Source organism: Thermoplasmata archaeon (genome assembly GCA_038851035.1).
Classification (GTDB): domain Archaea; phylum Thermoplasmatota; class DTKX01; order VGTL01; family VGTL01; genus JAWCLH01.
Window position 1 is genome coordinate 95,145 of record JAWCLH010000001.1, and the last position, 26,046, is coordinate 121,190.

Annotated in this window: 16 protein-coding genes and 2 pseudogenes; 12 read left to right on the plus strand and 6 right to left on the minus strand. The window is 62.2% G+C overall.

What is annotated here, in order from left to right; all coding sequences use genetic code 11:
* From QW379_00320 to QW379_00330, 3 genes and pseudogenes are all read left to right on the plus strand, one after another.
* Nucleotides 1–2,784: pseudogene (locus tag QW379_00320) on the plus strand (hypothetical protein).
* A 184-nt stretch (nucleotides 2,785–2,968) separates the two neighbouring features.
* Nucleotides 2,969–3,904 (plus strand): hypothetical protein, encoded by a 936-nt coding sequence (locus QW379_00325; protein ID MEM2868855.1) that lies wholly within the window; start codon nucleotides 2,969–2,971, stop codon nucleotides 3,902–3,904.
* A complete protein-coding gene (locus QW379_00330; protein ID MEM2868856.1) occupies nucleotides 3,799–6,282 on the plus strand; it encodes a hypothetical protein in 2,484 nt (827 codons plus the stop codon). The genes QW379_00325 and QW379_00330 overlap by 106 nt, the downstream gene beginning before the upstream one ends.
* Nucleotides 6,283–6,368: 86 nt before the next feature.
* On the opposite strand, the gene pyrG is transcribed toward QW379_00330, so the two are convergent.
* Together pyrG and QW379_00340 are read right to left on the minus strand one after the other, a co-directional pair.
* Nucleotides 6,369–7,973, minus strand: coding sequence for a CTP synthase (glutamine hydrolyzing) (pyrG, locus tag QW379_00335; GenBank protein ID MEM2868857.1), 1,605 nt, complete (start codon nucleotides 7,971–7,973; stop codon nucleotides 6,369–6,371).
* 7 nt (nucleotides 7,974–7,980) lie between these two features.
* Complete coding sequence (locus QW379_00340; GenBank protein ID MEM2868858.1) at nucleotides 7,981–8,478, minus strand: hypothetical protein; 498 nt, start codon at nucleotides 8,476–8,478, stop codon at nucleotides 7,981–7,983.
* A 679-nt stretch (nucleotides 8,479–9,157) separates the two neighbouring features.
* Between QW379_00340 and alaS the strand changes: the two genes are divergently transcribed.
* The 3 genes from alaS to QW379_00355 all read left to right on the plus strand — a co-directional run bounded on the left by alaS (nucleotide 9,158) and on the right by QW379_00355 (nucleotide 13,546).
* Nucleotides 9,158–12,028, plus strand: a complete 2,871-nt coding sequence (gene alaS / locus QW379_00345) for an alanine--tRNA ligase (GenBank protein ID MEM2868859.1) — start codon at nucleotides 9,158–9,160, stop codon at nucleotides 12,026–12,028.
* A gap of 4 nt (nucleotides 12,029–12,032) precedes the next feature.
* Complete coding sequence (locus QW379_00350) at nucleotides 12,033–12,188, plus strand: hypothetical protein (protein ID MEM2868860.1); 156 nt, start codon at nucleotides 12,033–12,035, stop codon at nucleotides 12,186–12,188.
* Between the two features lie 167 nt (nucleotides 12,189–12,355).
* Nucleotides 12,356–13,546 carry a glycosyltransferase family 4 protein gene (locus QW379_00355; protein ID MEM2868861.1) on the plus strand — a complete coding sequence of 397 codons (1,191 nt, stop codon included), beginning with the start codon at nucleotides 12,356–12,358 and terminating at the stop codon, nucleotides 13,544–13,546.
* Between the two features lie 51 nt (nucleotides 13,547–13,597).
* Here the strand turns inward: QW379_00355 and nadE are convergent, their stop codons facing one another.
* Nucleotides 13,598–14,542, minus strand: a complete 945-nt coding sequence (gene nadE, locus QW379_00360; protein MEM2868862.1) for an NAD(+) synthase — start codon at nucleotides 14,540–14,542, stop codon at nucleotides 13,598–13,600.
* 108 nt (nucleotides 14,543–14,650) lie between these two features.
* Here nadE and coaT (QW379_00365) point away from each other — a divergent pair, with 108 nt between their 5' ends.
* The 4 genes and pseudogenes from coaT (QW379_00365) to QW379_00380 all read left to right on the plus strand — a co-directional run bounded on the left by coaT (QW379_00365) (nucleotide 14,651) and on the right by QW379_00380 (nucleotide 21,450).
* The gene (gene coaT, locus QW379_00365; protein MEM2868863.1) at nucleotides 14,651–15,979 is read left to right on the plus strand and encodes a choice-of-anchor T family protein; all 1,329 of its coding nucleotides are present in this window, start codon (nucleotides 14,651–14,653) and stop codon (nucleotides 15,977–15,979) included.
* A gap of 33 nt (nucleotides 15,980–16,012) precedes the next feature.
* The gene (gene coaT / locus QW379_00370) at nucleotides 16,013–17,269 is read left to right on the plus strand and encodes a choice-of-anchor T family protein (GenBank protein MEM2868864.1); all 1,257 of its coding nucleotides are present in this window, start codon (nucleotides 16,013–16,015) and stop codon (nucleotides 17,267–17,269) included.
* A gap of 37 nt (nucleotides 17,270–17,306) precedes the next feature.
* A complete protein-coding gene (locus QW379_00375; protein ID MEM2868865.1) occupies nucleotides 17,307–20,690 on the plus strand; it encodes a right-handed parallel beta-helix repeat-containing protein in 3,384 nt (1,127 codons plus the stop codon).
* A 34-nt stretch (nucleotides 20,691–20,724) separates the two neighbouring features.
* Nucleotides 20,725–21,450: pseudogene (locus tag QW379_00380) on the plus strand (carbon-nitrogen hydrolase family protein).
* Between the two features lie 14 nt (nucleotides 21,451–21,464).
* Here the strand turns inward: QW379_00380 and cca are convergent.
* The 3 genes from cca to QW379_00395 all read right to left on the minus strand — a co-directional run bounded on the left by cca (nucleotide 21,465) and on the right by QW379_00395 (nucleotide 24,160).
* Nucleotides 21,465–22,814, minus strand: coding sequence for a CCA tRNA nucleotidyltransferase (cca, locus tag QW379_00385; GenBank protein MEM2868866.1), 1,350 nt, complete (start codon nucleotides 22,812–22,814; stop codon nucleotides 21,465–21,467).
* A 173-nt stretch (nucleotides 22,815–22,987) separates the two neighbouring features.
* Nucleotides 22,988–23,542 (minus strand): RNA 2',3'-cyclic phosphodiesterase, encoded by a 555-nt coding sequence (thpR, locus tag QW379_00390; protein MEM2868867.1) that lies wholly within the window; start codon nucleotides 23,540–23,542, stop codon nucleotides 22,988–22,990.
* Nucleotides 23,543–24,160 (minus strand): hypothetical protein, encoded by a 618-nt coding sequence (locus tag QW379_00395; protein MEM2868868.1) that lies wholly within the window; start codon nucleotides 24,158–24,160, stop codon nucleotides 23,543–23,545. It lies immediately after the preceding gene.
* Between the two features lie 81 nt (nucleotides 24,161–24,241).
* Here QW379_00395 and QW379_00400 point away from each other — a divergent pair, with 81 nt between their 5' ends.
* Together QW379_00400 and QW379_00405 are read left to right on the plus strand one after the other, a co-directional pair.
* Nucleotides 24,242–25,606 carry a PrsW family intramembrane metalloprotease gene (locus tag QW379_00400; protein MEM2868869.1) on the plus strand — a complete coding sequence of 455 codons (1,365 nt, stop codon included), beginning with the start codon at nucleotides 24,242–24,244 and terminating at the stop codon, nucleotides 25,604–25,606.
* A gap of 61 nt (nucleotides 25,607–25,667) precedes the next feature.
* Nucleotides 25,668–26,036, plus strand: a complete 369-nt coding sequence (locus tag QW379_00405; protein MEM2868870.1) for a MarR family transcriptional regulator — start codon at nucleotides 25,668–25,670, stop codon at nucleotides 26,034–26,036.
* The last annotated feature ends 10 nt before the right edge of the window (nucleotides 26,037–26,046 follow it).

Sequence of the window (26,046 nt, forward strand, 5' to 3'; positions counted from 1 at the left end):
GGGGGGGGGGGGGGGGGGGGGGGGGGGGGGGGGGGGGGGGGGGGGGGGGGGGGGGGGGGGGGGGGGGGGGGGGGGGGGCCGGGGGGGGGGGGGGGGGGGGGGGGGGGGGGGGGGGGCTCGGGAGGAAAGACCGCCCAATGGGACGTAGGGGGCGATGGCGCGGGCCCCTTCGGAGGCAAAGGTGGCCCGTCCGCGGGCGGCGGAGCCCCCGGTTCCGCTAACAACGGCAAGAACGGAGGCTATCAGGCACCGGAGTCCAATGGCGACACCTCGATGAACCTGACGGTCTGGATGGGCAGCGGCGGTGGTGGAGGGGGTACGACCTCGAGCGGGAGTTACGGAGGGGGCGGCGGAGGTGGCGGCGCGGGCGGCGGAGCGGTCACAATCTTCTGCGACGGAGAGGTAACCATAGCCGGCACAATTTCCACGAGAGGGGGCGGGGGCGGAAAGGGTGGCTCGGGCGGGGGCACGACCGCGGGCGCAGGCGGGGGCGGGGCCGGGGGCGGGGTGGCGGTGAGCTGCGTTAAACTGATATTCTCGGGCACCATCGACGCCCGCGGCAGAAATCTCGACACACTCTCGGAGACTAATGGCGGGACGGTGAAGCTCTGCTACAACTACAAAGAAATGTCGGGCACGGTTTTTGCCGGAAGGAAGCTCATCAACGGAAAACCAAGAATGGAATCCCTGCTCTCCCCGGCGAACAACACCGGGACGGTGCCCAAGCCCACCTTTAAATGGAAAGCAGCGACCGACCCCGACGGTGACCCAGTGACGTACCACCTCCAAGTTTCGGCGAAGATGGACATGAGCAACCCGATTCTCGATGTCACAGGTATAGAAACGACCCAGTACACATCGACAGTGTCATTCATCGGCAAGGAATTTTTCTGGCGAGTCAGGGCGAGCGACGCCTACGGACCCGGGGCCTGGTCCGAGGTCTGGCGCTTCGTGACGGACCAGACACCACCGAGCTCCTCGGTCAACCCCCTCCCGACCTACACAAACACGAGCAATTTCACGGTGAGCTGGAACGGGAGCGACGACCTCGCGGGCGTGGAGAGCTACACCATTTGGGTCTCAGAGAACGACGAGCCCTTCGAGATATGGCTCTCCAACACACCAAACACCAGCGCGGTTTTCCACGGTCAAGATGGCAGGACATATACCTTCTACTCTGTCGCTAGGGACTGGGCGATGAACGTCGAGCCGAAACAGAGCAGGGAGGAGGCCTCGACGACGGTGGACACCACACCGCCCTCGAGCCTTATATACCCGCTGGAACCCTGCTCAGCCCACCTCGAGCTCAATATCGCCTGGAGCGCCAAGGATGCCGTCTCGGGCGTGAGCAATTACACCGTGTATGTCTCAGACAACGGAGAGCCGTTCACCGTGTGGCAGGATAGGACGACGAAGACCTCCGCGGTCTATCAGGCGAGGGAAAATCACGAATACGCTTTTTATGTTCGAGCCTGCGACAAAGCCGGCAACATCGAGCCGGTCCCGCCGCCCGCGAGGTGGACAAAGACGAAAGTCGACCTCACGGCTCCGGAGACCACCGTCAGATTTGGCACGCCGAACTACGGGAGGGAGCCGGTCTACATCAAACCGGAGACTATCATAAACCTGACCTTCCGGGACGGCTACTCGGGAGTGAACCACACCTACATCATTATAGACAACCGGCCTCAAGAGGAGTACAGCGCCAGCATATACGAGGAGCTCGGAGGCCACCACAACCTGAGCTACTGGAGCGTCGACCTCGCAGGGAACTCCGAGACGCCGAAGAAGGTCTGGTTCTTCGTGGACACGGACGCCCCGGTCACGACCGTGCTCTACGAGGGACCGAACTGGAGCAAAGATGACGCCGTATATATTACATCCCAGACCAAAATAATTCTTGTTAGTCGGGACGGAGGGGCGGGTGTGAACTACACCGAATACACCCTTCAGATGGGTGCGATGAGCCCGTATACCGGTCCGATAACAATCAAGAAACCCGGGACACACACCCTGAGGTACAGGAGCGTGGACCTTCTATACACAGAGGAAAAGGAGAAATCCCAGAAGCTTGTCGTGGACAACGAGCCGCCGAAGACCACCGCGCACGGCCCGTCGGTGGCGCAGAACACGGACGTCTGCGTGGAGCTCAGGGCAATGGATGCAGAGAGCGGCGTGGCCGGAACGTTCTATCGCGTGGACCCCTCGGGAGGTCCCGACGAGGGCTGGCAAAATGGGACGAGTGTGACGATTCAGGCGCTCCCCGACCACAGTAACGATGGGAAGCACAGAATAGAGTACTACAGTGTAGACCATGTCGGAAATCGAGAGAGCGTGAAGTCCATCGAGGTCAAAATCGACACCGAGAGCGAGCTCACCATTGAGAAGCTCTCGCCGAGCGGCAACAGGCTGGTCATAAAGGGAAAAGCGGAGCCGGGTTCTGTCGTGACCATCAACAGCCTGAACGTGTATGTCAGGCCAGATGGAACCTTCGAAAAGGAGTTCGAGCTCAGGGAGGGAGGGAACAAATTCTTAATCAAGGCCACGGACCCGGCGGGGAACATCGTAGAGCAGACGAAGAGGGTGAGCTACCAAAAGCCCATGGAAACGTCAATGACGGGTGGGCTGGCCGCGATGGTTGTTGTTGTGATTGTGGTGGTGGCCCTTCTCGTGGTCTGGATGGTGCGGAGGAGGAGAAAGCCCTCCGGGACGATGCCGGGGCAGGCGCCCCCCTACGGACAGGCCGCGCCACCCGCGCCGCCCCCCATCCCCCCTCCCTCATGAAGGCCACGCCCTGACAGGAGGCAAAGGCCTCCAGCACTACTTTACCACCCGGTCCAGCCCTCTCCGTTTCCATCACTAATTACGACCTTCAATCGCCCTGCTTTTAATCGTCCGAGGGCCCCACGAGGGCCCACAAACTACGACAAGATTAAAATATTATTCTGAGTATATGGCTCGTTGTCTGATGGAGGGACGAACTATGCCGGCTAAGACAATAGCTAAAAGAATAGGCACACTCGTGATTGCACTGCTGATGCTTGGCGCTGTGCCATGGCCGGTGCCGGCGGAGAGGGTGGAGGATGCGGCCACCCCTCGAGCAATCACGGACAACGCCAACGATCTCATCATACCGGATGGGGAGAGCTACGAGCTCTCAGGATGCCATACATATAAGAGAAGTGTCCAAATAAACGGCACACTGAAGCTCAAGCCCTGGGACGGCGTTGATGAATCCACAGGGATGATATGGCTGGAGGCGCCGTGGATAATCATCGGCCCGAGCGGTGTGATAGCGGCGGATGGACGCGGGTACGGTGGCGGGGGCGGGGCAACTGAGAACGAGGGCAATGGCGGCAAGGGAGGGGTGGGGGGCAAGGGAGGGAACGGCGACAGCGGCTATACATGGGGCGGGGGCGGTGGTGGAGGGAGCAATGGGGGGGGGGGGGGGGGGGGGGGGGGGGGGGGAGGGGGGGGGGGGGGGGGGCGGCTGGTACCTATGGAACCGCGGGCACAGCGGGAACCGAGACGAAAGGGGGCGATGGGGGCCAGTCCACTTATGTCTCTTACCCGGGTGGAAAGGGCGGCACGGGCTTTGGCGGCGGGGGAGGAGGAGGCGGGGGCTGGTACCCGGACGGCGGCGGCGGTGGTGGAGGAGGCACTGGGGGCAAGCCGGGCCGGGGCTACACACAGGGAGGCGACGGGGCCGGACCTGCGGCCGGAAAGGGAGGCTCGGGCACGGCCCAGAACGGGCAGAACGGAGGCTACGCTGTGCCCGGTAGCAACGGAGACACGAGCATGGACTTCAGTGTGCTCAGGGGGAGCGGTGGGGGCGGGGGGAGTTCCGGGAGCTACTATGGCGGTGGCGGGGGCGGCGGCGCGGGCGGTGGTGCGGTCTACATAATCTCAGATGGGGAAGTCGTCATCAACGGATTAATATCAACAACGGGCGGCGGAGGCGGGACGGGCGGCTCTGACGGCTCTGGCAAGGGCGGGGATGGCGGCGGCGGGGCAGGCGGAGGAGTTCTCATATCCGCTATCAAGCTGACGGGCTCTGGAACGATAGATACCCGCGGGCGGAATGGAAACACACTTTCCGAGACCAATGGAGGAACGGTGAAAATGTTTTATGAAACGGGGCCGGTTCCGTCGAACATTATTGCAGGAAGGAAGCTGATCAACGGCAAGCCGAAGATGGTTGGGCTGCTGTCCCCCGAGAATAATAAGGGAACCGTGCCGAAGCCGACATTCAAGTGGAAGCCTGCGGAGGACCCCGACGGCGACCCAGTGACCTACCACCTGCAGGTCTCTGCCAAATCCGACATGAGCAACCCCATCCTTGACAAAGAGGGCATTAAGGGCACGGAGTACACCTCGACCGTCACCTTCCTCGGAATCGAGTTCTTCTGGAGGGTGAGGGCGAGGGACGACTTCGGCTACGGCCGGTGGTCGGAGGTCTGGCGGTTCGTGACTGACCAGACGCCCCCGATATCGAGGGTGAAGGAGCTTCCGGAGTATATCAACTCATGGAACTTCACGGTATCGTGGGAGGGGACGGACGACCTTGCCGGCATAGAGAGCTACACAATTTGGGTTTCGGAGAACGACGAGGAGTTCGAGATATGGCTGGCGAACACGCCCAACACGAGTGCGGTATTTCGGGGCAGGGAGGGGATGAAGTACAGCTTCTACTCTATTGCGAGGGACTGGGCGATGAACATCGAGCAGGCGCCCGGCGAGCCCGACGCATCGACGACTGTGGACACGATTCCGCCGACGAGCAACATGATAGCTCTGGAGCCCTACTGTTCGGAGGCCAAGTTCAAGGTCTCTTGGACTGGCAAGGACGGCGTCTCCGGCGTCAAGGACTACACGGTCTATGTCTCGGACAACGGGGAGCCGTTCACGGTATGGCAGGAGGAGACGCGGCAGACCTCGGCGGACTATGAGGGGAAGGAGAAGCACGAGTACACGTTCTATGTGAGGGCGAGGGACAACGCCGGGAACTTTGAGCCGGTGCCGCCGCAGGACCGGTGGACATCGACGAAGATAGACTTCACGCCACCGGAGACGACGGTGAGGTTTGGGACACCGAACTACGGGAGGAACCCGACCTACATAAAGCCGGCAACCCTCATCAACCTTACTTGGAAGGACAACTATGTCGGGGTGGAGCACATTTATTACATTATTGACAGCAGGCCGCAGGACGAGTACACCGGCAGCATAAACGAGGGGATAGGCGGGCACCACAACATCAGCTACTGGAGCGTGGACCGTGCGGGGAACCAGGAGTCGCCGAAGAAGCTATGGTTCTTCGTCGACACGGACGCTCCCTCGACGACTTTAGTTTTCAAGGGTCTGAACTACACGAAAGAGGACACGGTCTTCATCACATCCCAGACGGAGATTCACCTCTTGGCGCGGGACAGCGGTGTGGGCGTCAACTACTCGGAGTACACATTCCAGACGGGTGCGATGAACCCCTACACGGGCCCGATAATGATAAAGAAGGCGGGCCCGTACACTCTTAGATACAGGAGCGTGGACCTTCTCTACACCGAGGAGGCCGAGAGGTCCCAGAAGCTCGTCGTGGACAATGACCCGCCCACCACGAAGGCCATCGGTCCCTCGGAGCCGCAGAACAAGGACATTTACGTTGAGCTGAAGGCGCTCGACACGGTCAGCGGGGTAGCAGCGACCTATTACAGGGTGGACCCGACGGGCGGGCCGGAGGAGGGTTGGCAGACGGGGACGCAGCTGAAAATCGCGGCTGCGACCGACCACAGCAGGGACGGGAGGCACAGGATAGAGTACTACAGCGTAGACAATGTGGGGAACAAGGAGGCCGTGAGGGTGCTTGAGGTGGTAATCGACACTCAGAGCGAGCTGGTCTTGGACAAGCTTGTTGTGAAGGGCGACAGGGTAACTGTGTCTGGAAAAGCCGAGGTCGGGTCGCGTGTGTCGATAAACGACCAGTTCGTGTATGTTAGGTCCGATGGCAGCTTCATGAAGGAGTATCCGCTGAAGGAGGGCGGGAATGCGTTCGTGGTGAAGGCCGTGGACGCTGCTGGGAACACGGTCGAGCAGAGGAAGAGCGTGAGCTACCAGAAGCCGATGGACACAGCGATGGTTGGAGGCGTGGCGGCGATTTCCATCGTGGTCGTGCTTCTCGTGGTGGTGATAGCGGCGTACCTGCTCGCCAGCCGGAGGAGGCCGCCGGTAAAGAGTGGGGGACCGGCGGCTCCAACCCCCTCTCAAGGACCCACGCCCAAGCCGTGAGCGCTCGGTCTACGGGGTTGGAGTGAGACGCTGGCCCGTCAGGTCCCATAAAAGGGAACTCCTCAGAACAAGACCGGTGAGTGAATCTATCCGGGAGGCTTCACGGCCAGCGCGGCCCTGACCAGCCCGAGATGCAGCTTGGAGGGCTTGTTCGGTCTGGACTTCAGCTCGGGATGGAACTGGCAACCGATGAAGTACGGATGGCCGGGGAGCTCCGCCACCTCCATCCTACGGCCGTCCTCCGACCTCCCTGTGAAAAGAAGGCCCTTTTTCTCAATCTCCGAGATGAACTCTGGATTCACTTCGTAACGGTGGCGATGTCTCTCTGATATCTCGGTTGTTCCATAGAGCCTATGAGCCATTGAGCCCTCTTTAAGGATTATCTTGTGGGCTCCGAGGCGCATTGTTCCACCCATGTCCTGAATGTTCTTCTGCTCGGGCAAAAGGTCAACGACTGGGTGTGTTGTCTTTGGGTTGAGCTCGGTGCTGTTGGCGTCCGTGTAGCCGAGGTTGTGCCTGCAGAACTCTATGACCGCGAGCTGGAAACCGAAGCAGACGCCGAGGAAGGGGATGCCGCCCTGCCTCGCGTACTGGATGGCCTGTATCTTCCCCTCCGCTCCCCTCTCCCCGAAGCCTCCGGGAACAAGCACTCCCTGAGCCCTTCTCAGAAGGGCATCAGCCCCGCTCCTCTCGATCTCCTCAGCCTCGACCCATATGAGGTTGACGCGTGTGCTGAGCTCGGCGCCGGCGTGGTTGAAGGCCTCGATGTGGCTTAAGTAGGAGTCCTTGAGGTCAACATATTTTCCAACGATGGCGATGCTAACGGCGTGGGTGGGGTTCATCACCCTGTGCACGAATTCCCTCCATTGAGCCAGGTCATCCCCCCTTGGCTCCAGCCCGAGTCTTTTTATTAGGTAGTTGGTCACGCCTTGGTCCTCCAGCACAAGCGGGACCTGATAGATGCTGCTCACGTCGGGCGCGCTGACGACGGCCTCGAGGGGCACGTCACAGAATTGGTGGATTTTCTCCTTTGTTGCCTTGTCCATCGGCCGGCTCCCCCTGCCCACGATCATGTCAGGCTGGATGCCGAGGGAGCGGAGCTCTTTGACCGAGTGCTGCGTGGGTTTCGTCTTCTGCTCTCCGACGATGCTCAAGACGGGTATGAGAGTAGTGTGCACCACTACCACGTTCTCCCTTCCGACCTCGATTATCGCTTGCCTAGCCGCCTCGAGGAAGGGCATGCTCTCGATATCACCGACTGTCCCGCCGAGCTCGATTATGATAACATCGGCCTTTGAGTCGCGTGCAACTTTTTTTATCCTGAGCAGAATCTCGTTTGTGATGTGGGGAATTATCTGGACGGTCTTGCCCAGATATTCGCCCCTTCTCTCCTTTTCTATGACCGCCTTATACACCTTCCCCGTGGTTATATTGTGGTCGCTCGAGAGGTCCACATCAAGGAAGCGCTCATAATTGCCCAGGTCGAGGTCGACCTCGCCACCGTCCTCCAGCACGAAGACCTCGCCGTGCTGGAAGGGATTCATCGTCCCCGCATCGCAGTTCAGATACGGGTCTATCTTTATCGCGGTGACGGAGAAGCCCCTGCTCTTCAGGAGCCTCCCGATCGATGAGGCAGTGATTCCTTTACCCAGACCCGAAAGCACGCCCCCGGTAACGATAATGAACTTCATTGCGCCCTCATAGCTCCAGAAGCACTTGGTACTCAGTGTGGCCCGCCATCGAGCCCATCTCCTTTATCTCGAACCCCTCAGCCCTAAACATGTCGAGCTTGTCCGCGGTCCTTGTGTCCGTGCTGTAAATCCCCCCGGCGATTGTGGTGACACCTCTGGCTGCGATGTACCTGACGAACCATCTGAGAAGCCTCTGGCCAGCCCTGGCCTTCTCCGACCAGTCCTCGATGTTGAAAGACTGTATCTCTACCTTGTTGTCCGGCAAAAGGGCATAGGTGAGCTTGGCCATGGGTCTCTTGGTTTCGACGGAGTACATCGTGGCGCTCTCTATCTTGTGCGCCGAGGGCAGGTTCTCCTCCCTCACGTCGAAGACCACCATGCCCCTCCCGCTCAGCCTCGCCGCTAGGCGGTCTGCGAAGGCCTCCATGAGCAGGGGCCTCTCCCGCTTTCGGGCTCGCTTTCTGAGCTGCAGAAGCAGTGTCAGCGGCTCAATCCCCGGGGCCATTCTCCGCCACCTCGTACGGCGTTATACAATATTAAATTAAATAAGTTGCGCAGCTCCTCCCCGCGAGTGGTGCGATGTCGCACTCCGGGAACAGAGTGTCGGTCGTCACGGCCTGAGGCCCCTCTCCCGCGCCGTCGAGTCGGGCGACCAACTCTACAATGCGGCCTTCTGTCAGTCCTGCGGGCTATCCTCCCCCGGCCGGTCAGAAGCCGAGCCTTTCGAAGGTGAGACCACCTCCCACTGGAGTTCCAGGGCGAAACGATACTTCGAGGAATTTATGTTATCCAGCATAATGCTGAGACAGGGCCCGACATATTTGCTCGCACATCTGGGCGAAAGGTCGAGAGTGATTTCTCTCTTTTGTGGCCCGACCCCCTGCCCGGTTTGCAAGTCCTCGAGGCCCACGGAACTGCTCTTTATTATATATCACCGGCCGTGGGGCTCGCCCGTGGCTTTTCTCCTGTAGCACGTTGCCGGCTGAGCTCGCAATGGTAGCCCCCCGAGAACATGAGACCGTCGAAGGATCTCTCCGTTGCGTCCATGATTTCATCGCGCAGGACCAGTTGAACTCCCCAGTGCCAGCTAGCCGGGGTTTTCAGAGGGACTAGGAGTCACAAGCGTTTTAAATACCCATCGCGCATATCACGTGATATAAAAGATGAATGGCGGGAAGGAGCGTATGCCGCAGGGCGACATGTCGGTCGAGCTGAATTTCTTCAGGGAGCGCGGATTCGAGAGGCGACAGTGCTCCAGTTGCGGCTCCGCCTTCTGGAGCCCCGGCGGGTCCCGCGCCCTATGCGGCGACACACCGTGCGTGGAATATTCCTTCATCGGTGCCCCGAAGATGAGGGAGAAGCACGACCTCGCCTCGATGAGGGAACTCTACCTATCATTCTTTGAAAAAAGGGGCCACACCCGAATTAGCCGCTACCCGGTCGTGGCGCGCTGGAGGGACGACGTCTTCCTAGTCAACGCCTCGATATACGACTTCCAGCCCCACGTGACCTCCGGAGAGGTCCCGCCCCCGGCCAATCCCCTGACGATTTCCCAGCCGTGCATAAGGCTCGTAGACCTCGACTCCGTCGGGCGCTCGGGCCGCCACCTGTCGAACTTCGAGATGATGGCCCACCACGCCTTCAATACAAAGGAGAGGAGAGTCTATTGGAAAGAGGAGTGCGTCGCCTACTGCCACGAGCTCCTGACCGAAGAGCTCGGCGTTCCGGAAGATGAGATAACCTATAAAGAGAACCCGTGGACCGGCGGAGGCAACGCGGGGAGCGCCCTAGAGGTCATGGTTGGGGGGCTCGAACTCGCGACCCTCGTCTTCATGGACCTGAGGCTTGACCCCCGCGGGCCAGTGGTTCTGGACGGACAGAGGTATGGACCGATGCCCCTATCCGTCGTCGACACGGGGTACGGTCTGGAGCGCTTCGTGTGGGTCTCAAGGGGTACACCGACGATATACGACGCAATCTACCCCGGGGTTTTGAAGGAGCTGTTCGAGCTATCTGGCGTCAGTCCGCCCGAGAAATGCGCCCACCCCGAGGTCCTGGCGGAGCACGCGCGCCTCGCGGGAATGATGAGCGTGAGCACAACCTCAAGACTAATGGAGCAGAGAAAGGGCCTCCTCGAGCGCCTCAGGGGTAAGGGAATCAACCTGAGCCTCCAGGAGCTCGTCGAGCTCCTCGAGCCCATCGAGAAGGTGTTCACCCTCGCCGACCACACCCGCTGCATCCTGCTCATGCTCGCCGACGGAATAGTCCCCTCGAACGTGAAGGCTGGGTATCTGGCTAGGCTCGTGATACGCAAGGCCCTCCGCGTGATGGAGGAGCTGGGGCTGGAGACACCTCTCGCCGACCTCGTATTTATGCATAGAAAGACCACGGAGGGCGTTCTAAAAATCGTTGGGACGGAGGAGGTCATCCGAACGATGCTCGAGCTGGAGACGAAGCGCTATCGAGAGACCTCTGAGAAGGGCGCAAGAATGGTGAGGAGGCTCGCGCGGGAATGCGGGGGCGGAATCACGCTCGAGAAGCTGATCGAACTCTACGACACGCACGGCATCCACCCCTCGGTCGTGCAGGCCGCCGCCGCTGAGGTCGGGGTGAGCGTCGAAGTCCCGGACGCATTCAGCGCTCTCGTGGCCCAGCGTCACTCAGCAGAGCAGGCGAGGGAGGAGCGGTGGCCCGCCCTGCCGGAGGGAATTCCCCCGACCCGGGCACTATACTACGAGCAGCCCGCCCTGAGGAGTTTCGAGGCTGTGGTGCTTTTCAGCAGGAGGTCCGGCGGGAGGGAGGAGGTCGTGCTTGACGCCACGGCATTTTACCCCGAGGGCGGGGGCCAGCACGCGGACAAGGGGTGGATAGAGGCTGCGGAGGCGCACGGGAGGCCTGGGGGAGGGGAGGCAGCTATGGGTGATGCGCTCCAGCAGGAGGGGTCCGGTCCGAGAAAGGGCGGCGAGAGAGAGGGTGTGAAGGTGCGCGCCGCTGTGGTGGACGTGCAGAAGGTTGACGGGAGAATCATCCACGTCCTAGAGCCGCCGCTGGGGCTCAGGGAGGGGGAGAGGGTCAGGGGCGAGGTCGACTGGAGAGTGAGGATGGCCCACAGCAGGCATCACACAGCCACGCACATCATTATTGGTTCGGCGAGGCGGGTTCTGGGTCCGCACGTCTGGCAGGCCGGGGCTGAGAAGGGTGAGAGCGGGGCCCACGTGGATATATCCCACTACGACAGGGTGACGATGGAGCAGCTCCACGAGATAGAGCGTGTGGCGAACGAGGTCGTGGCGGCCAACCTGCCCGTCGAGCTCCTCGAGCTCCCCCGGGAGGAGGCCGAGAAAAGGTACGGCTTCCTCCTATATCAGGGCGGGGCCCCAACGGGCAGGGTGATTCGCGTGGTTAGGATAGGCGATTTCGACTCCCAGGCCTGCGGCGGGACACACACCAGAACCTCTGGCGAGGCCGGTCTAATAAAAATCACCAGAGCGGAGAGAATTCAGGACGGCGTCGTCAGGCTTGAGTACTCCGCCAGCCTCGCGGCCCTAGCGAGAATTCAGCACATGGAGAGACTGCTGCACGAGGCCTCGAACGAGCTCAGCGTCCCGCCGGAGCAGCTGCCGAAGAGCGCTAGGCGCTTCTTCGAGGAGTGGAAGGCGCTCCGCAAGGAGGTCCAGGCGCTCAGAACGAGGACCGCGCGCGAGATGGCTGAGAGGAGGAGGCCCCTCGCCGAGAGGGTCGGGGAATTCTCTCTTGTGGCGATTTCCGAGGAAGTCGACATCGAGCTCGCGAGAGAGCTCGCCACGGCCCTCGCAGGGGACCCACGCACGGTGTGCGCCGTTTCGAGCAAGCTGGAAGGCACCCTCGTCCTCGCCGCGGGTGGGGAGGTGCCGCTCAGAATGGGAGAACTTGCGAGAGAGCTCGCGGGCTGCTTGGGCGCCTCAGGCGGGGGGAGGGACAGGCTCGCCCAGCTCGGCGGCATTTCTGCGGAAAGGGCGGAGGAGGCGGCGCGCGCCGCGGCGGAGCTTCTCCGGGCTCGCCTTTCCGGGAAGTGATTCTGTGGACCGGAGACTCTGGCTCAAGGCGAGGACTGTTATCTTGCTCTGCAGGGTGGCTCTGGCGCTCGGCGCGGAGGGCGAGAGGGCCGAGGCCTTGGAGGCGTTGGTCAGGAATTATAGAATTTTATTAGGGGCCCTTGAGGGAAAGATGGGGTAGGGATTGGGTATGGGCGGAGGGAAACCAAAGCTCGGGCGGAGTGGGTGGGGAGGGGCACGAGATGGGTAGAGGGGGATTGAAGAAGAAAGGGAGATGAGAGAAGAGACTCACGGGCCTACCGGGAGAGGATTATTAGGGAAGGGGCGGAGTGTGGGCGGGGGAGGGCGATGAGAATCGCTCAGGCGTGCTTCAGGTTCGCCGCGCCCGGCGGGGCGGAGGAGCACGTTATGCAGATATCGAAGGAGCTGGTCAGGAGGGGCCACGAGGTCGTAGTCCATACCTCGGACATCCTGACAGAGACGCCCTGGGTGAGGGGGGAGTGGCCGGCAGGAGGGAGAGGCACCGGTGGAGCGGGCTCCCTCGACGGCATCGAGGTCGTGAGGCACAGGGCCTACATCCGCCCGCTTTCGAGGCGCTGGAGCACCCTCGTCATTCCGGATATGGTCTCCGGCCTCCTGGGCGAGCGATGCGATATCTACCACGCCCACTCCCACCGCTACTTCCAGCTGGAGGCGGCCGCGTCGGCCGCAAGAGCGCGCAAGAGGCCTCTGGTCGTCACGCCCCACTATCATCCGGCGGAGAGGAGGGAGGGCGCGAGGACACGCGTCCTGCTCAAGCTCTACGACCTCTACTCGAGCGCAGGGATATACTCGTGGGCCAGCAGGGTCCTGACGATGACGGAGCTCGAGAAGAAGTATCTGAGCTCAATCGTCCCAGCCACGAAGTGCACCACAATCGGGACTGGAATCGACCCCGGCGAGTGGGAGGAGGCGCCCGACCCCAGCCTCTTTAAGGAGCGCTGCGGGGTCGAGAGGCCCTACATACTCTACTCGGGCAGGCTTGCCAGCAACAAAGGGCTGGAGACCCTATTCGAGACCCTCCCGGATATATTCAGGGGCTGGAATGGGGAACTCGTGCTCGTCGGGAAAGACTGGGGAATGAGAGAGAGGCTTGAGGAGGCCGCACGCCGGGGCGGTTTTGAGGCGAGGGTCAGATTCATCGACTTCCTGTCAGAGAGAGAAATATATAGAGCCGCAATCGCGGGGTGCGAGCTGCTCGTGCTGCCGAGCGAGTGGGAGGCCTTCGGCATCGTTCTTCTCGAAGCAGCGATGTGCCGCAGGCCCGTCGTGGCAACGGCCGTGGGGGGAGTGCCAGAGGTTGTTCACGATGGGACCACGGGCATCTTAGTTCCCTATGGGGACACGCGGGCGCTCTCGGACGCCGTCACGGCGCTCCTCTCTGACCCGGCCCGGGGGGCGCGGATGGGCGAGCGAGCGCGCGAGCTTGTCCTCGAGAGATACACCTGGCCTAAGGTCGTCGACAGAATTCTGAGGGTCTACAAGGAAATCCTCGGATGAGTCTGACGGTCTGGCTGGTCCCCGACGAGAGAGAGGACGGCTACTGGCGTGCTACTCCCTGTCCCCTGCGTGCAAGAGCTCCTCTCGCCAGTCCAGCCCTACGGTCCTGATGGCGAGCTTGGGTATCTGTGGAAATAGTCTCTTGTGGGCGCTCCTTCTGACTAGCGCCATCACTCTCGCAATCCTCTCTTGCGTGATTCCGGCTCTGCGTGAGATCTCAGCGGGCCCGAGCCCCAACTCGAGGCCGAGGAGGACTCTGTCGAGCTCTTCATAGGAGATGCCGAGCTCCCCTTCGTCGGTCTGGCCGGGATAGAGGCCTGCGGAGGGGACCAGCAATCTTATCCTCTCGGGAACACCAAGCCACTCAGCGAGGGCCCTGACTTGAGTCTTGTAGAGGTCGCCGATGGGCAGGATGTCCACTCCACCGTCGCCGTACTTTGTGAAGTAGCCCGTGAGAATCTCGCTCTTGTTTCCAGTCCCGGCCACTAGCCTCCCCGAGCGGTTGGCTTCGAGATACAGCAGAATCATCCTCAGTCTCGCCTTTACATTTCCCGCGGCGAGCCTCGGGTCCGTCACCATTCCTCCCTTCCCTTTTCCCGCAACACGACCCTTCCTCGAGGCATGTCCCTGACCCCCTCCGCCCGCTCGCCTCCCCCCTCCCCCGGCCGCAGAGGACGCACGCGCGCCAGCCCCGCCCGCCTCAAGCACCGATGCCGCGAGCTCGCCGATGGGAACGATTCTGTGCGGAACACCAAGCCACTTCACCGCCAGAAGAGCTTCCGGCGCCGGCTTCTTCTCGGGCATTAGGAGCGCAAGCACCCTCTCCTCACCGAGTGCGCGCGCAGAGAGCGCTCCAACTACGGTCGAGTCTAGACCGCCGCTCAGGCCGAAAACCACCCCGGAGGCCCCAGCCTGCTCGACCCTATGGCCTATGAAGCGGCATATCGCCTCGGCCATCTCGGGCTCGAACCGGGGAACCAGGGGCAGGCAAACCACCGGTGGTCAATGCTCCGCGCCGGTTATTAATTTATTTATGACCCGCCTCCCGGCCAGGGTAAAAAGAGGCACCGATTTCAATATATACCCGCATGACCGATTTTCAGGATGAGCGGGGCTGGGGGAATGGCCGGACCGGTCAGGAGAGGGCTCGCGCTTTGCGCCACAGCCATATTCCTGACCCTCCTGACCCTTCAGCAGAACTCCTCCGGGGACGGGCCGCCGCTCCTTCCGGACATTTACCTCTCCGACGACGATATCACCATCACAACGCTGTGGGGCGACCCCGCGCCGGAGTGCATTCTCCCGGACTATCTGCATGTCTGCGCCACGGTGCACAACAGGGGCCCGGGCGAGGCCAGCTCGGTCAATGTCAGCATCTATGTTGACGGCCGGCTCGTGTGCATCCTTCCTCTGGCGGGGACTCTTGCCGCCGACGAGCCGTTCAACTCCGGCCATGTCGAGTATATCTGGGACGCCACCTCCCTCAGCTTCGGGGAGCACACCCTGCGGGTCGAGGCCGGCGCCCCCTGTGGCGACGCGAATCCCGGGGACAATGGCGCCTCGAGGGGGCTCATGGTGGGCTGGGCACCGGCGCTCCTGATTCGGACAGACGAAACCACTAGGACCGCAAACTCGACCCCCGACGGGGGCGAAATCGTCCGGTTCACCGGAAGCGTCTCCGTATATGATGACTCCGGCGGGCCCGTGGAGGTCACCCTGGACGCCAGCACGGATAGGGGCTGGGACGCCGACATCCTTCCGAGAAACATGGTCTTCACGAATTCCTCGCCGCAGGCCTTCGTCGCCACGGTGCTTGTCCCTCCCGGAGCTGGCGAGCCCGGGATCACCACACTGACAATCAACGGAATGGCCTTCAATGGATATTTCCTGGACCTTGCGAGTACAATGGCGTCCATAGTAATACAACCATACTGCTGCTTCACCGTCGAGCCCGTCAGGGACTGGTATCCCGTTGGTCCCGGAGGGGTGGCGGGGTTGGAAATCGCCGTGACGAACACGGGCAATTCAATCGACTCCTTCAGAATTAGCATAGAGAATCAAAAAGAGCTCGGACGCCGGGGCTGGGAGTTCATAATGGAAAGAACCACCCTTGCGAGACTCAGTCCGGGCAGCAAGTCATCGGCGACGCTCTACATCCGGGCCCCGGCCGCGGGCGGGGGGAGGGCGGAAATCCGCCTGAATGTTTCATCTCTCAATGCGGAGAACATGCACTCGCCCGTCTCCGAGGTGCGGACAGTTACTGTAGAGGCCCGGAAGGGAGAACCACAACCGGTTATTACACTCGAAAACGCCGCCGCCGTTCTCCTTCTCGTCTTCTGGGTTGCGGTCGTGGTCGACCTTCTCAGGTGGCGGAAGCGCTTAGGGCCCGCGCCTTCCGGCAGCGGCCGGGAGGGTCATGGAAACAATATTTAACCATCCCGACCGATGTCGGAAAGGGGTGTGCCGATGGAGAGAGGATCGCGCCTTGTGTGTGCCCTCGCCGCTCTGCTTCTTTTCCTTCCTCCGGTCTCAGAGGGATCGCGGGCCGGTGACCTGCCGGACCTCTCCGTTTCTCCGGAGGGCATCGCGTTCATCGTTAATGGCGAGAAGGCAAACCTGAGCATCGCGGGGCTGCCCGTCATGCTCAGCATTACCGTCCGGAACGCCGGCCCCGGGAGCTCTGAGGGGGGGTTCGTCCTCATCACAATCGACGGCTCGCCCGCCGCAAATCTCTCCCTCAACACCACCCTCTCCCCCTCGGCGCCGCTCAACGTCACAACCGTCGAGTGGCTCTGGAACGGCACGGCCCCCGCCGGGAGCCACACCGTGCGCGTCGAGGTCAACGACACCGCGGGCGACGCGGACCCGTCAAACAACGCGGCCGTGGTCGTTTTCAGGACCATAACAGAGCCCGTTGTGAAAGTCTACCTGGACCGGGCGCTCGCGGAGGCCGAGGTCTCGGAGTCGGCGCAGGGCAATGTGAGGCTCACAGGGTGCGTGAACGTGAAGAGCGAGGAAGGGGTCAGGCTGATGATTCAGATGACCGCGAGCACGGACACCGGCTGGCCCACCTCGGTGAGCCCCTTGGAGGCGGTGTTCGATTCTTCCGGAACGAGGGCCTTCGAGGCGCTCGTCGTCGTCCCGCAGGCCACCCCGGCCAGCATCATCGGAACCCTCACGCTCCAGGCCCGGGGGAGAGGGGACGGCTTTGTTACTGGAGTTGCGAGTCAGACCGCCAAAATCATCGTAAGGCCATACTTCAGGGTGGGTATGGAGGCCTCGCCCCCTCACAGCGAGGCCGCGCCGGGCGGGGAGGCGGAGTTCTATTTGAAGATATGGAACCAGGGCAACTCGGTGGACTCCTTCGACCTCGCGGTCGAGAATCTGAGGGAGCTGGTCAGGGACGGGTGGCTGGTGATGCTGAGCAGCCAGGGCGCCTATCACGTCGCTCCGGGCGAGTGTGGAACCGTGAAGGTGACGGTCAGGGCGCCGGAGCGCTCTTCCCTCTACACGGACGAGACCGCGATAATCAGGCTGCACGTTACATCGCAGGGCGCCGCCGCACGGAACGAGAGCGTGAGCGCCTCCGATATCGTCTATGTGCACGAGCGCGGCTACAATCAGCCGGCGGTCGCGTTTCTGGCGCTCGCGGTGGTTCTGGTTCTCGCGCTCGCCGTGGGATACATCCTCGTATGGTGGCGCAGACGCGGGGAGGAGAGATAATTTATTATATTCTCCAGCGATATCACGTCAGAGAGAGATGCCGAAGTCCCCGAGAGCTCTTTTGTTCGCGGCTGTGGCCCTCATGCTGGTCCCTCCGCTACTCCCCGCGTCCGAAGGGGGCGCGGGGAGCGGCCGCGCCACCCCTCCCCCTTCCCCCGGCGACTGGCTCGTAAATGATACCACCATTCTGACTGGGGAGGATATCGTCCTTAAGGGCAACCTGACTGTCGGCCCCTCCGGCTCCTTGACTTTGACTTGCTGCACCCTCACCCTCGACTGCTCCTACCCCGGCGAGTTCGGAGTCAGCGTGCTCGCCGGGGGTGAGCTGATTCTCAGGCAGTCCACGCTGCAGTCGTCCAATGTTTCGAGGGGCTTCCTGTTCACGGCGCACCGGGGCTCCCTCATCGAGATATCACGCAGCACCGTGCGCCACGCGGGCGTCGGGAAAAGCGCCGACGGAAGTCTGAGCGGCCTGAGGGTTCTCACGCCCTACACCACCATCCACAACACCACATTCGAGCGCTGCTATCAGTGCCTCCACGTCCGCGACACGACGCTGAGGCTCACGGACTGCGAGCTCAGGGACAGCGAGGAAGGCGTCGCCGCCTTCAACTCCACCCTGATTGTCTCGCGCTGCACCTTCAGGGATATCAACAGCACCGCGATTCTGGCGAGCGACCGCTCCGCGCTCAGCGTCTCCTTCTCGAATTTCACCGGGAACCGGAAGTTCGGGATATACGTCAGCCGCTCCACGCTCGACGCGAGGCGCAACACATTCACCGGGAACTACAACGCGATATGGGCGGAGTACTCCTCTTCGGCAGTCTCGGAGAACAGCACGATGCTGAACAACACCTACAGGGGCGTCGGTCTCATGAGCTGCGCGAGCACCCGCGTGTCGGACCACGTCATCACGGGCACCCAGATCTATCCCATCGAGGTCCGCTCGACCCGCGCGCTTCTCGAGAACATCACCCTGAGCAGGGGCCTCCTCGACATCTACCTCACCGACAGGGCATATGTGGAGTGCGTGAACTGCACCGTGCGCCCGACGAACATTTCCGTCGGCGACGCCCACAGCCGGCTGAACGTCTCCTGGTTCCTCGGGGCGAGTGTGGTCTGGTGGTCTAGCGATGGGCCGGTGCAGGGGGCGGAGGTCAGGGCCTACAACGCCTCCGGAGCGTTGGCATTCCAGGGCGTGACGGACGCGCAGGGCCGCCTTTCCTTCGGGAAGGCGCTCGAGTACACATACGCCCGTGACTTCAGGCTCTACTACGGCCCCTACAAGGTCGTTGCTAGCAGGGGGGGCCGGAGCGGGTACGCGTTCTCCAGCCCCGACCGCTCGCTGGATGTCCTGATAAAACTGGACGACATCGGACCCGTCGTCAGGGTTGAGGCCCCCGAGAACGGAACCCATCTGCCGACCCGCGAGTTCGAGCTCAGGGGGACCGCCTGGGACAACGAGACCTCGGTGACGCTTGTCGAGTACAGGACGGGCAGCGGCGCCTGGAAGAGCGCAAAGGGCACCTCTTTCTGGAACGCAACCCTCAACCTGAGCGACGGAACACATACGGTTCAGGTTAGGGCCTGGGACGCGACAAACAACACCGGTCTCGCCTCGCTCACCGTCACCGTGGACACAAAGCCCCCGATGCTCTGCGTGACCGCGCCGGCGAGCGGCAACGTGACGAGGAATTCGGAAACGCTGATGCTCGGGTACACCGAGGCCGGCGCATCTGTCACGGTGAATGGAGCACAGGTGGCCGTGGACAACCGCTCCGGCGCCTTCAACACCACTCTGAGGCTGACAGAGGGCGACAACGTTTTTCTGGTCGAGGCAAGGGACAGGGCCGGGAACAGGGCTCGTGTGACCGTTGTCGTCCGTCTCGACACGATGATACTCCCGTTCGAGGTCTACCCCCTCAACGGCACCTTCACAAACCAGACCAATCTGACGATCTTCGGGGCGATTGAGGAGAACACCACTCTCAAGGTTTGCACGGTGGACGACGAGACCAACCTCACTTGGAACGAGCTCGCCATCAACGTCACCGGCCGGAATTTCTCGCTCGAGTACCCCCTTCGGAATGGAACCAGCCACCTGCGCGTATCGGCCTGGGACCGGTACGGCAACAACGCCACAGCCGACATCTATGTAACTCTCGACACCTCCCCGCCCCTCATAAATCTCAGCTCGCCACCATCTCAGCTCTATTACACGAGGGAGAGGAGGCTTGTCTTCGCGGGCGTGGTCGAGAGGGGGGCTTCGCTCACCCTGAACGGCAAGCCCGTGCTCGTCGAGGAGGGAAACTTCAGCAAGCCCGTCACCCTCGACCTCGGGGAGAATGTTTTCGTGATCACCGCCAGCGACGCTGCCGGAAACACGAGGGTGCTTGTGTACAGGGTCGTTCTCGACAGGGAGAGGCCATTCCTCAATGTGACGAGCCCGAAGAACGGTGCCAGAACCACCGCTTCTAAGGTGCTGGTGAAGGGCTTCACGGAGCAGTGCGCCACGGTTATTGTTAACGGAAAGCCGGCCCGGGTGGACGCCTCTGGCGCCTTTAAAAAGGAGGTGGCCCTGCGGGAGGGCAACAACACAATCGAGATAGTCGCCTACGACCTCGCAGGAAACCCCTCCAGGGTCCAGAGGCTCGTGGTCAGGGAGAGGCAGAGGCCCATCCTCTCGGAGCTCGAGTTTGGGGCCGTGATCGCGCTTGCGCTTGTTCTGGTATTCGTGGGGGTCGTCGCCTGGGACACGAAGAGAACGACGGGAAAGTGGGGTCTGAAGCGCCCCACATGGCTCAGAGTGCCGGACAGGCTGAGGGCATTGATTCCGAAGCCGACATTCGGGAGGGAGGAGTATGAGGCTGGCGCTGGTGCAGTTCAGGCCGCTGCTCGGAGAGAAGGAGCGGAACCTGAGAAGGATAGAGGAGCTGCTGAGGAGGCACTGCAGGCTCCGCTGGCGGGGGCCAAGGCGGCAGCCGGGGCAGGAGTTGGCGGGGGACCGGGGCCAGCGCCTCCCACCAAACCCGCCCAGCCGCCCCAACCCACCAAGCTCGGCGAGGAATACAGAATTTCAGAGAAGCCAGTACCCGAGCCATTCAAGCCCCTGCCCCCGCCCACCGAGGTTCCCGTGCCCGTCCCCGACACCGCACCCACTGGAGCCACCCCATCGCCCCCTCCCGCCAGCGGGGCCCCTACCGCTGGAGCTTCAACCGCCGCAGGCCCAGCTCCCAGTGGTGCGGGTGGGGCCGGAGGCGCCGCCCCCGCTACGGCAACGACGGGTCCCAGCGCCCCCGCATCCCCTCCCTCTCCTTCACAGCCCCCAGGAGCTCCACTCCAGCCTCCGAAGCCGGAGCCGAGGCCCGAGGAGCTCGACCCCCTCGCGGAGATTCTCGGCACACCCACGAAAAAGCTATGAGGTAGCAGGCGCGGCCCCGGAGTCCCCGCGCCGCGGCGCCGACCTATATGTCCTCCCTGAGATGGCCCTGACGGGATACTCCATCAGGGACGAAGTCCCTAGGCTCGCCGAGACGCTCGACGGCCCCTCGGTTAGGAGGATATCAGCCCTCTCCCGAGAGCTTGGGTCGGGGATAATATTGGGGATGCCGGAGAGGGACAAGAGGCTCAGAGGGCATATCTACAACTCCGCCGTCCTTGCGCTCCCCGATGGGAGCGTGGGGGTCTACAGGAAGTGCCATCTGGCGAACTTTGGGCCCTTCGACGAGAAGAGGTATTTCCTCCCCGGCAGGGAGCTCCCCGTCTTCGAGACGCCCTGGGGTAGGCTGGGGGTGCTGATATGCTACGACATCTTTTTCCCGGAGGCCGTGAAAACCCTTGCGCTGAGGGGTGCCGAGCTTGTGGTTGATATCTCTGCCTCCCCAACCCAGACCCGCCGCTTCTTCGAAGCGGTTTTGCCCGCGCGCGCTGTGGAGAGCACGGTCTTCGTCGCCTACTGCAACCTAGTCGGCACTGAGGGCCAGCTCGAGTTCTGGGGTGGGAGCCGAGTCATCGGCCCGAGACTGGAAATGAAGGCTCTCGGGCCGGACTATGAGGAGGCGGTCGTGGATGCGGAGCTGGATTTCTCGGACCTTGAGGCCGCGAGGCCACTCAGACCGACACTGAGGGACACAAGGCCGGAGCTTCTAGAGGAGCTCAAAGCGGCCCTTAGGGAGGTCTAGGACCGCCGGCTTTCTCATCGCTCCCATGGAAACCTTTTGTCGAAGTGGAGAGTCAGGGCCAGCGCGAGCTCTCTCGTGAGCAGCTCCACCCCGGTCAATAGCCTGTAGCCCCTCCTCACCTCCTCGCTCAGATGCCTGCCGAGACTCAGGCGCTCGATGCTCGCCTGGATGAGTTCCGCGGCCGTTGTGTGATCGCGCCTGACCTCGACCGCCCAGAGCCCCTCACGGATGTGTGGTGCGCTCATCCTCTTCGTCGAGCGCCTCCACTTTCCAATGAAATCAGGAGCTCTGGGGTTCCCGACCGGCGGTCCCTTGTGGACCATGACGCGCGGTAGCCTCCCAACCTCGAATTCGAAAATGAAGACCGTCTGCCCGCCCGCCTCGTGGAAGGATGAGGCGAGGAGGCGGAAGCCGTGCTCCTCGCAGAGCGCCGCTATCCCCCTTTCAAACTTCCTGAGCTGGGAGTAGTATATATCCGGAACCACACTGGGCGTTCGGAGCCCAATGCCCACAAGCTCCGTGCCCCTCCTCCGCAGCATCGCCGCCAGCTCACTCCGGGTCATCGGAACCGGCGGTCTGGGGAAGAAGAACTTCATGCTCGGCCTCCTGAGATAGCTCTGTGAGGCCGCGACGAACAGGGAAAATTTCTCGAGTGAGAGGGCGGAGGCAACGTTCCGGCTAGGGTCGACGGGGTCGGAGAACAGGAGGGGCGAGTGTCTCTCGTCGGGGCATCCGCGGGCCCCATCGAGAGAGAGCTCGACCCTCCCGGACCAGCGCGAAGCGGCTTCCAGCACCGCTCTGAAGCTCTCGAACTTAAGCACAAGGAGCTCGGCCAGATAGCCAGAGAAGCCGCGCACGGCCTCCTCCGCTCCGTAGGCCCCAATGCCCTTAAGGAAGCTCTTGAGCAGCCTGACCTCGGCCCTCTGGGCGTCGGTGATTCTTTCCGCGACAAAGCGAGTGTGGAAGGGAGTTCTGTCCACCGCGCTCATCCTCTGGGCGGTGTCGGTGATGCGGTAACAGGGGACGACCTCTGCCTCAAAACCGCCGAATTCGCCCCTGATGTACGGGTGCTCCGCGTAGCGCCTGATTCCCCCCAGGACCCTCATGCCGAGCTCCAGGCCCTTCTCCTCGAGCTCCTCCCTCGGGACATCCGGCGGGAAGAGAAAAAAGACGTCGATGTCTGGGTGGGTCAGATGAGTCCCCTTCGCGACCGAGCCCACAAGTAGCGGCTCGCCCCTCAGCCCGAGCTCCGCGGCTGCGAGCCGGACGCGCTCGACGAGGCCCCTGGCAGCCGCCTCAATGCGCGACTGCTCCTCCGGCGAGGGAGTCACCATCCTGAGAACCCTTCTCTCGATTCCATGCATTGATGGGAAATCGCCGTGCTGATATAAAAGGCATTGGAAGGCCCGGCTGGACGCGGGCGGTAGCGCCTCCAATCCGGTCCCCAGCCGGTGATGCCGCGCCGCTTCCCCGCGCCGGACTGCGTCATCTCAGCCACGGAGCCGGGGCGGCGCGTGGGTATCGTCGCGCCCCCAGCTCATCCCAAAAGAGCGACCTCCCTGACGTCGGAGTAGACCGGTCCCGCCCTCCCGAGCACACTCTTCTTCAGCTTCACGCGCTCAACGCGCATCGAGCCGAAGTCCTCGCTCGCCCTCGCCCTCAGTATTTCCTGAATTCTCTCCCTGCCCCTCCGACTCTTAACCCTAGCCAGGGTCATGTGAGGCGTAAACCCTCCCCTATCCACCATACCCAGCGGGGCGAGCTCCTCGTCGAGCCTTCTCGCGATTTCAGCGAGGGGCTCCGTTCCACTCAGGCCGACCCAGACGACCCTGATGTAATTCATATCGGGAAAGGCGCCGGTCCCCCGGAAACTGAGCTCGAAGGGCGCCACGCCCCCGACGCTCCTCTTCATCGCCTCGTGAATACCATCCACAGATGCCTCCTCTGTGTCCCCAAGGAACTTCAGGGTGATGTGGAGATTGCCGGGCTCCACGAGCTTCAGATCAGCCCCGGAAGAGGCGAGCTCCTCGGCGAGCTTCCGGAAGCTAGGCCTGTCCCCAACCTCAACAGCGATGAAGGCCCTGAAGACCATTCAGCCCCACCCACCCCCGCCGGGGCGCTTATTTTCCCGGCTCGAACGCCATGACGGGCCCAGCTCACCCTTAGAGGTGCTTGAGTGCTCGCCCGGCGGCCGCGGATACCCTCTCCTCCTCACTAAGGCCAGAAAAACTGCGAGCGGGGGGAGGAGGATAACAGCGAAGGTGCAGGGCATACGCCCGACTTTGACGGTGAAGGTGTCCATCTTCACCGTTGCCCCGTCCCTGACCACGGTGTAGGAGAACAGGTACTCGCCCTCCGCCGCGGACCTCGAGACCCTCATCGGAAATATGAAATCCACGGCCCTCCCCACGGGGACTTCATAGGTCTTGCTCCCGTTTGAGCCGTCGGTGAAGGCGAACTCGGGCCTCGGAGAGATGGTTATGGTGTAGTTCGCGCTCTGATGCGAGGTCAGGGTGAAGACAGTGCTGAACTCCTCTCCGGGGGAGGGGTCGCGGGTTGTGCTTACCTGAATGTCCGGGTAGGTTTCGTCATCCGCGGCCGCCGGGGCCCAGAGGAAAACCGCGGCGAGAAGGGCGAGGAGGGCGGGGAGGGCTCGCCACCGGTAGCCCCCTCCCCCCTCTCCCCTCTTCACGGATGGAGGACGCATCATTAAATCCTTATCACGAACTGAAGAGATAAATCCAGCGGTGCAGCGGAAGTATATTCTACCACTTCCGTCGTTCCACCCATCGTGGGCTGGGTCAGGGATTTAAGCAGAATTTATACCCTAGCCGCAGGGGCTTTCTGTGTGGTCAGCTTCTTCGAGATTCTCCTCCTTGCGGCCGTGGCGAGGGATACTCTCGTCACCTTCTGCGCCGCCCTCTCCATAATCCTCCTCATCATCGGCTCCTTCCTAATATACTTCGGCCTCCAGCTCTTCGAGGGCTTTTTCGAAACGATAACCGCGCGTCCGGCCACGATGCCCCCCTACACTTTCGGCCCGGGCGCGGGCCGAGACCCCTATCTGCAGTGGTACCATTATTATTACCAATTCTATTACCCATACCAGCATTATTATTATCCGGCGCACTACCAGTATTACCAGAGTAACCCTTTGTATCGACCATACTACCAAGGCACCGGCTACCAGCAGAGCTGGCCGGCAGAAATCGCCGGTTACGGTGGCGGTGCTCGAGACTGGCCCTCGGGCGCGGGACAGCCCCCGCCCCCCTCATCGCCGAAGGCCCTCGAGCTCCCTCCCGCCTGGATGCTCATGGCGATTTTCATCACCGCCATTTTCGCAGGAGGTGCTTCTCTAGCGATATGGAGCGAGGCACCCGTGGCCACGGTTCTGACCTTCCCCGTCGCGTTCGTCATCGGCTTTTCCTTCCCCTCGCTGATATGGATATCCTATTTCTACAGCTTTGACGGCGACCCCGCGCCCGCGAGGGCGGTCCTTGTCGCCCTGACCTGCGGGATGCTGTCAACCATACCCGCGCTCTACGTTAACAGCCTCTCCTCGCTAGCGCTGGGCGGCGGGGCCATACACGGTACCCCAATTCTTCTGGTGGTCGCCGGAATCGCGCCCCTCGTCGAGGAGTTCGTCAAGCCGCTGGGACTCATCGCCGTCAAGGAGAGCGTTAGGGGAAGGCTCCACGGATTGATATATGGCGTGACCTGCGGCATGGGGTTCGCTCTCATCGAGAACATTTCCTACGAGCTCTCATTCCTCTACACTGGTGAGGACCCAGCGGCGGTCTGGACCATCGGTTCCCTGGCTCGCGGCCTCGCCTCGATAGCCATTCACGCCGTCGGGACGGGCGCGGTCGGCTACGCATACGGCCGTCTCAGGAGCGACGGTCCCGGTGCGCTCCGTGGAATTCCCCTCGCCTACCTCACCGCGGTCGCTCTTCACTCTATATGGAACGGCACCGCCACATTTTTCGAGGGCCTCCCGTGGGGCTGGGTGGTGGCGATTCCATTCATGGTCGTTTTCGCTCTCGGGGGTTTTCTGGGGCTCAGGGCTTTTGTTGAGCGCGCTCGCGCCCGGGAGGCTGCGGTGGCGAACTTCGGGGCGATGGAGCGGGCGTCCGGAGGATGGATGGGTGGTCGATAAGAGGTCAATAAAGAGATAATTATATATTTTGATAGATAATATTATTAGAAGGGTCCGGGGAATGGCCGGTCTGGATGAAAAGGAGGAGGAACTCGTCGAGCTACTCACATCGATGTCGCTCGGGAGGAACGTAGCCAGGACGCTCGTGTGCCTCGCGGGGATGGAGGAGGCAACCTCCTCCCAGATAGAGAGGGCCACGGGCCTCAGACAGCCCGAGGTCTCGACCGCGATAAACGAGCTGCGTGAGAGGGGCTGGGTTAGTAAGAGGGACATAAAGCGCGAGAGGAAGGGCCGCCCCGTGCATAGCTACAGGCTCGCCATCCCCTTCGAGGAAATAATCGGTGAAGTCGAGAAGAAGGAGAGGAGCCGAATCGCGAAGATGGAGGAGGACATCAGCAGGCTCAAATCGATTTTGAAGAAGGGGAAATGAGCCCGCCCCT

Coding starts and splice junctions, on each gene's coding strand:
- cca (MEM2868866.1), bottom strand. CDS start 22,814: ATGCATGGAATCGAGAGAAGGGTTCTCAGGATGGTGACTCCCTCGCCG.
- alaS (MEM2868859.1), top strand. CDS start 9,158: ATGCCGCAGGGCGACATGTCGGTCGAGCTGAATTTCTTCAGGGAGCGC.
- QW379_00325 (MEM2868855.1), top strand. CDS start 2,969: ATGGAGGGACGAACTATGCCGGCTAAGACAATAGCTAAAAGAATAGGC.
- coaT (MEM2868864.1), top strand. CDS start 16,013: ATGGAGAGAGGATCGCGCCTTGTGTGTGCCCTCGCCGCTCTGCTTCTT.
- QW379_00340 (MEM2868858.1), bottom strand. CDS start 8,478: ATGGCCCCGGGGATTGAGCCGCTGACACTGCTTCTGCAGCTCAGAAAG.
- pyrG (MEM2868857.1), bottom strand. CDS start 7,973: ATGAAGTTCATTATCGTTACCGGGGGCGTGCTTTCGGGTCTGGGTAAA.
- thpR (MEM2868867.1), bottom strand. CDS start 23,542: ATGGTCTTCAGGGCCTTCATCGCTGTTGAGGTTGGGGACAGGCCTAGC.
- coaT (MEM2868863.1), top strand. CDS start 14,651: ATGAGCGGGGCTGGGGGAATGGCCGGACCGGTCAGGAGAGGGCTCGCG.
- QW379_00375 (MEM2868865.1), top strand. CDS start 17,307: ATGCCGAAGTCCCCGAGAGCTCTTTTGTTCGCGGCTGTGGCCCTCATG.
- QW379_00395 (MEM2868868.1), bottom strand. CDS start 24,160: ATGATGCGTCCTCCATCCGTGAAGAGGGGAGAGGGGGGAGGGGGCTAC.
- QW379_00405 (MEM2868870.1), top strand. CDS start 25,668: ATGGCCGGTCTGGATGAAAAGGAGGAGGAACTCGTCGAGCTACTCACA.
- QW379_00355 (MEM2868861.1), top strand. CDS start 12,356: ATGAGAATCGCTCAGGCGTGCTTCAGGTTCGCCGCGCCCGGCGGGGCG.
- QW379_00330 (MEM2868856.1), top strand. CDS start 3,799: ATGGACTTCAGTGTGCTCAGGGGGAGCGGTGGGGGCGGGGGGAGTTCC.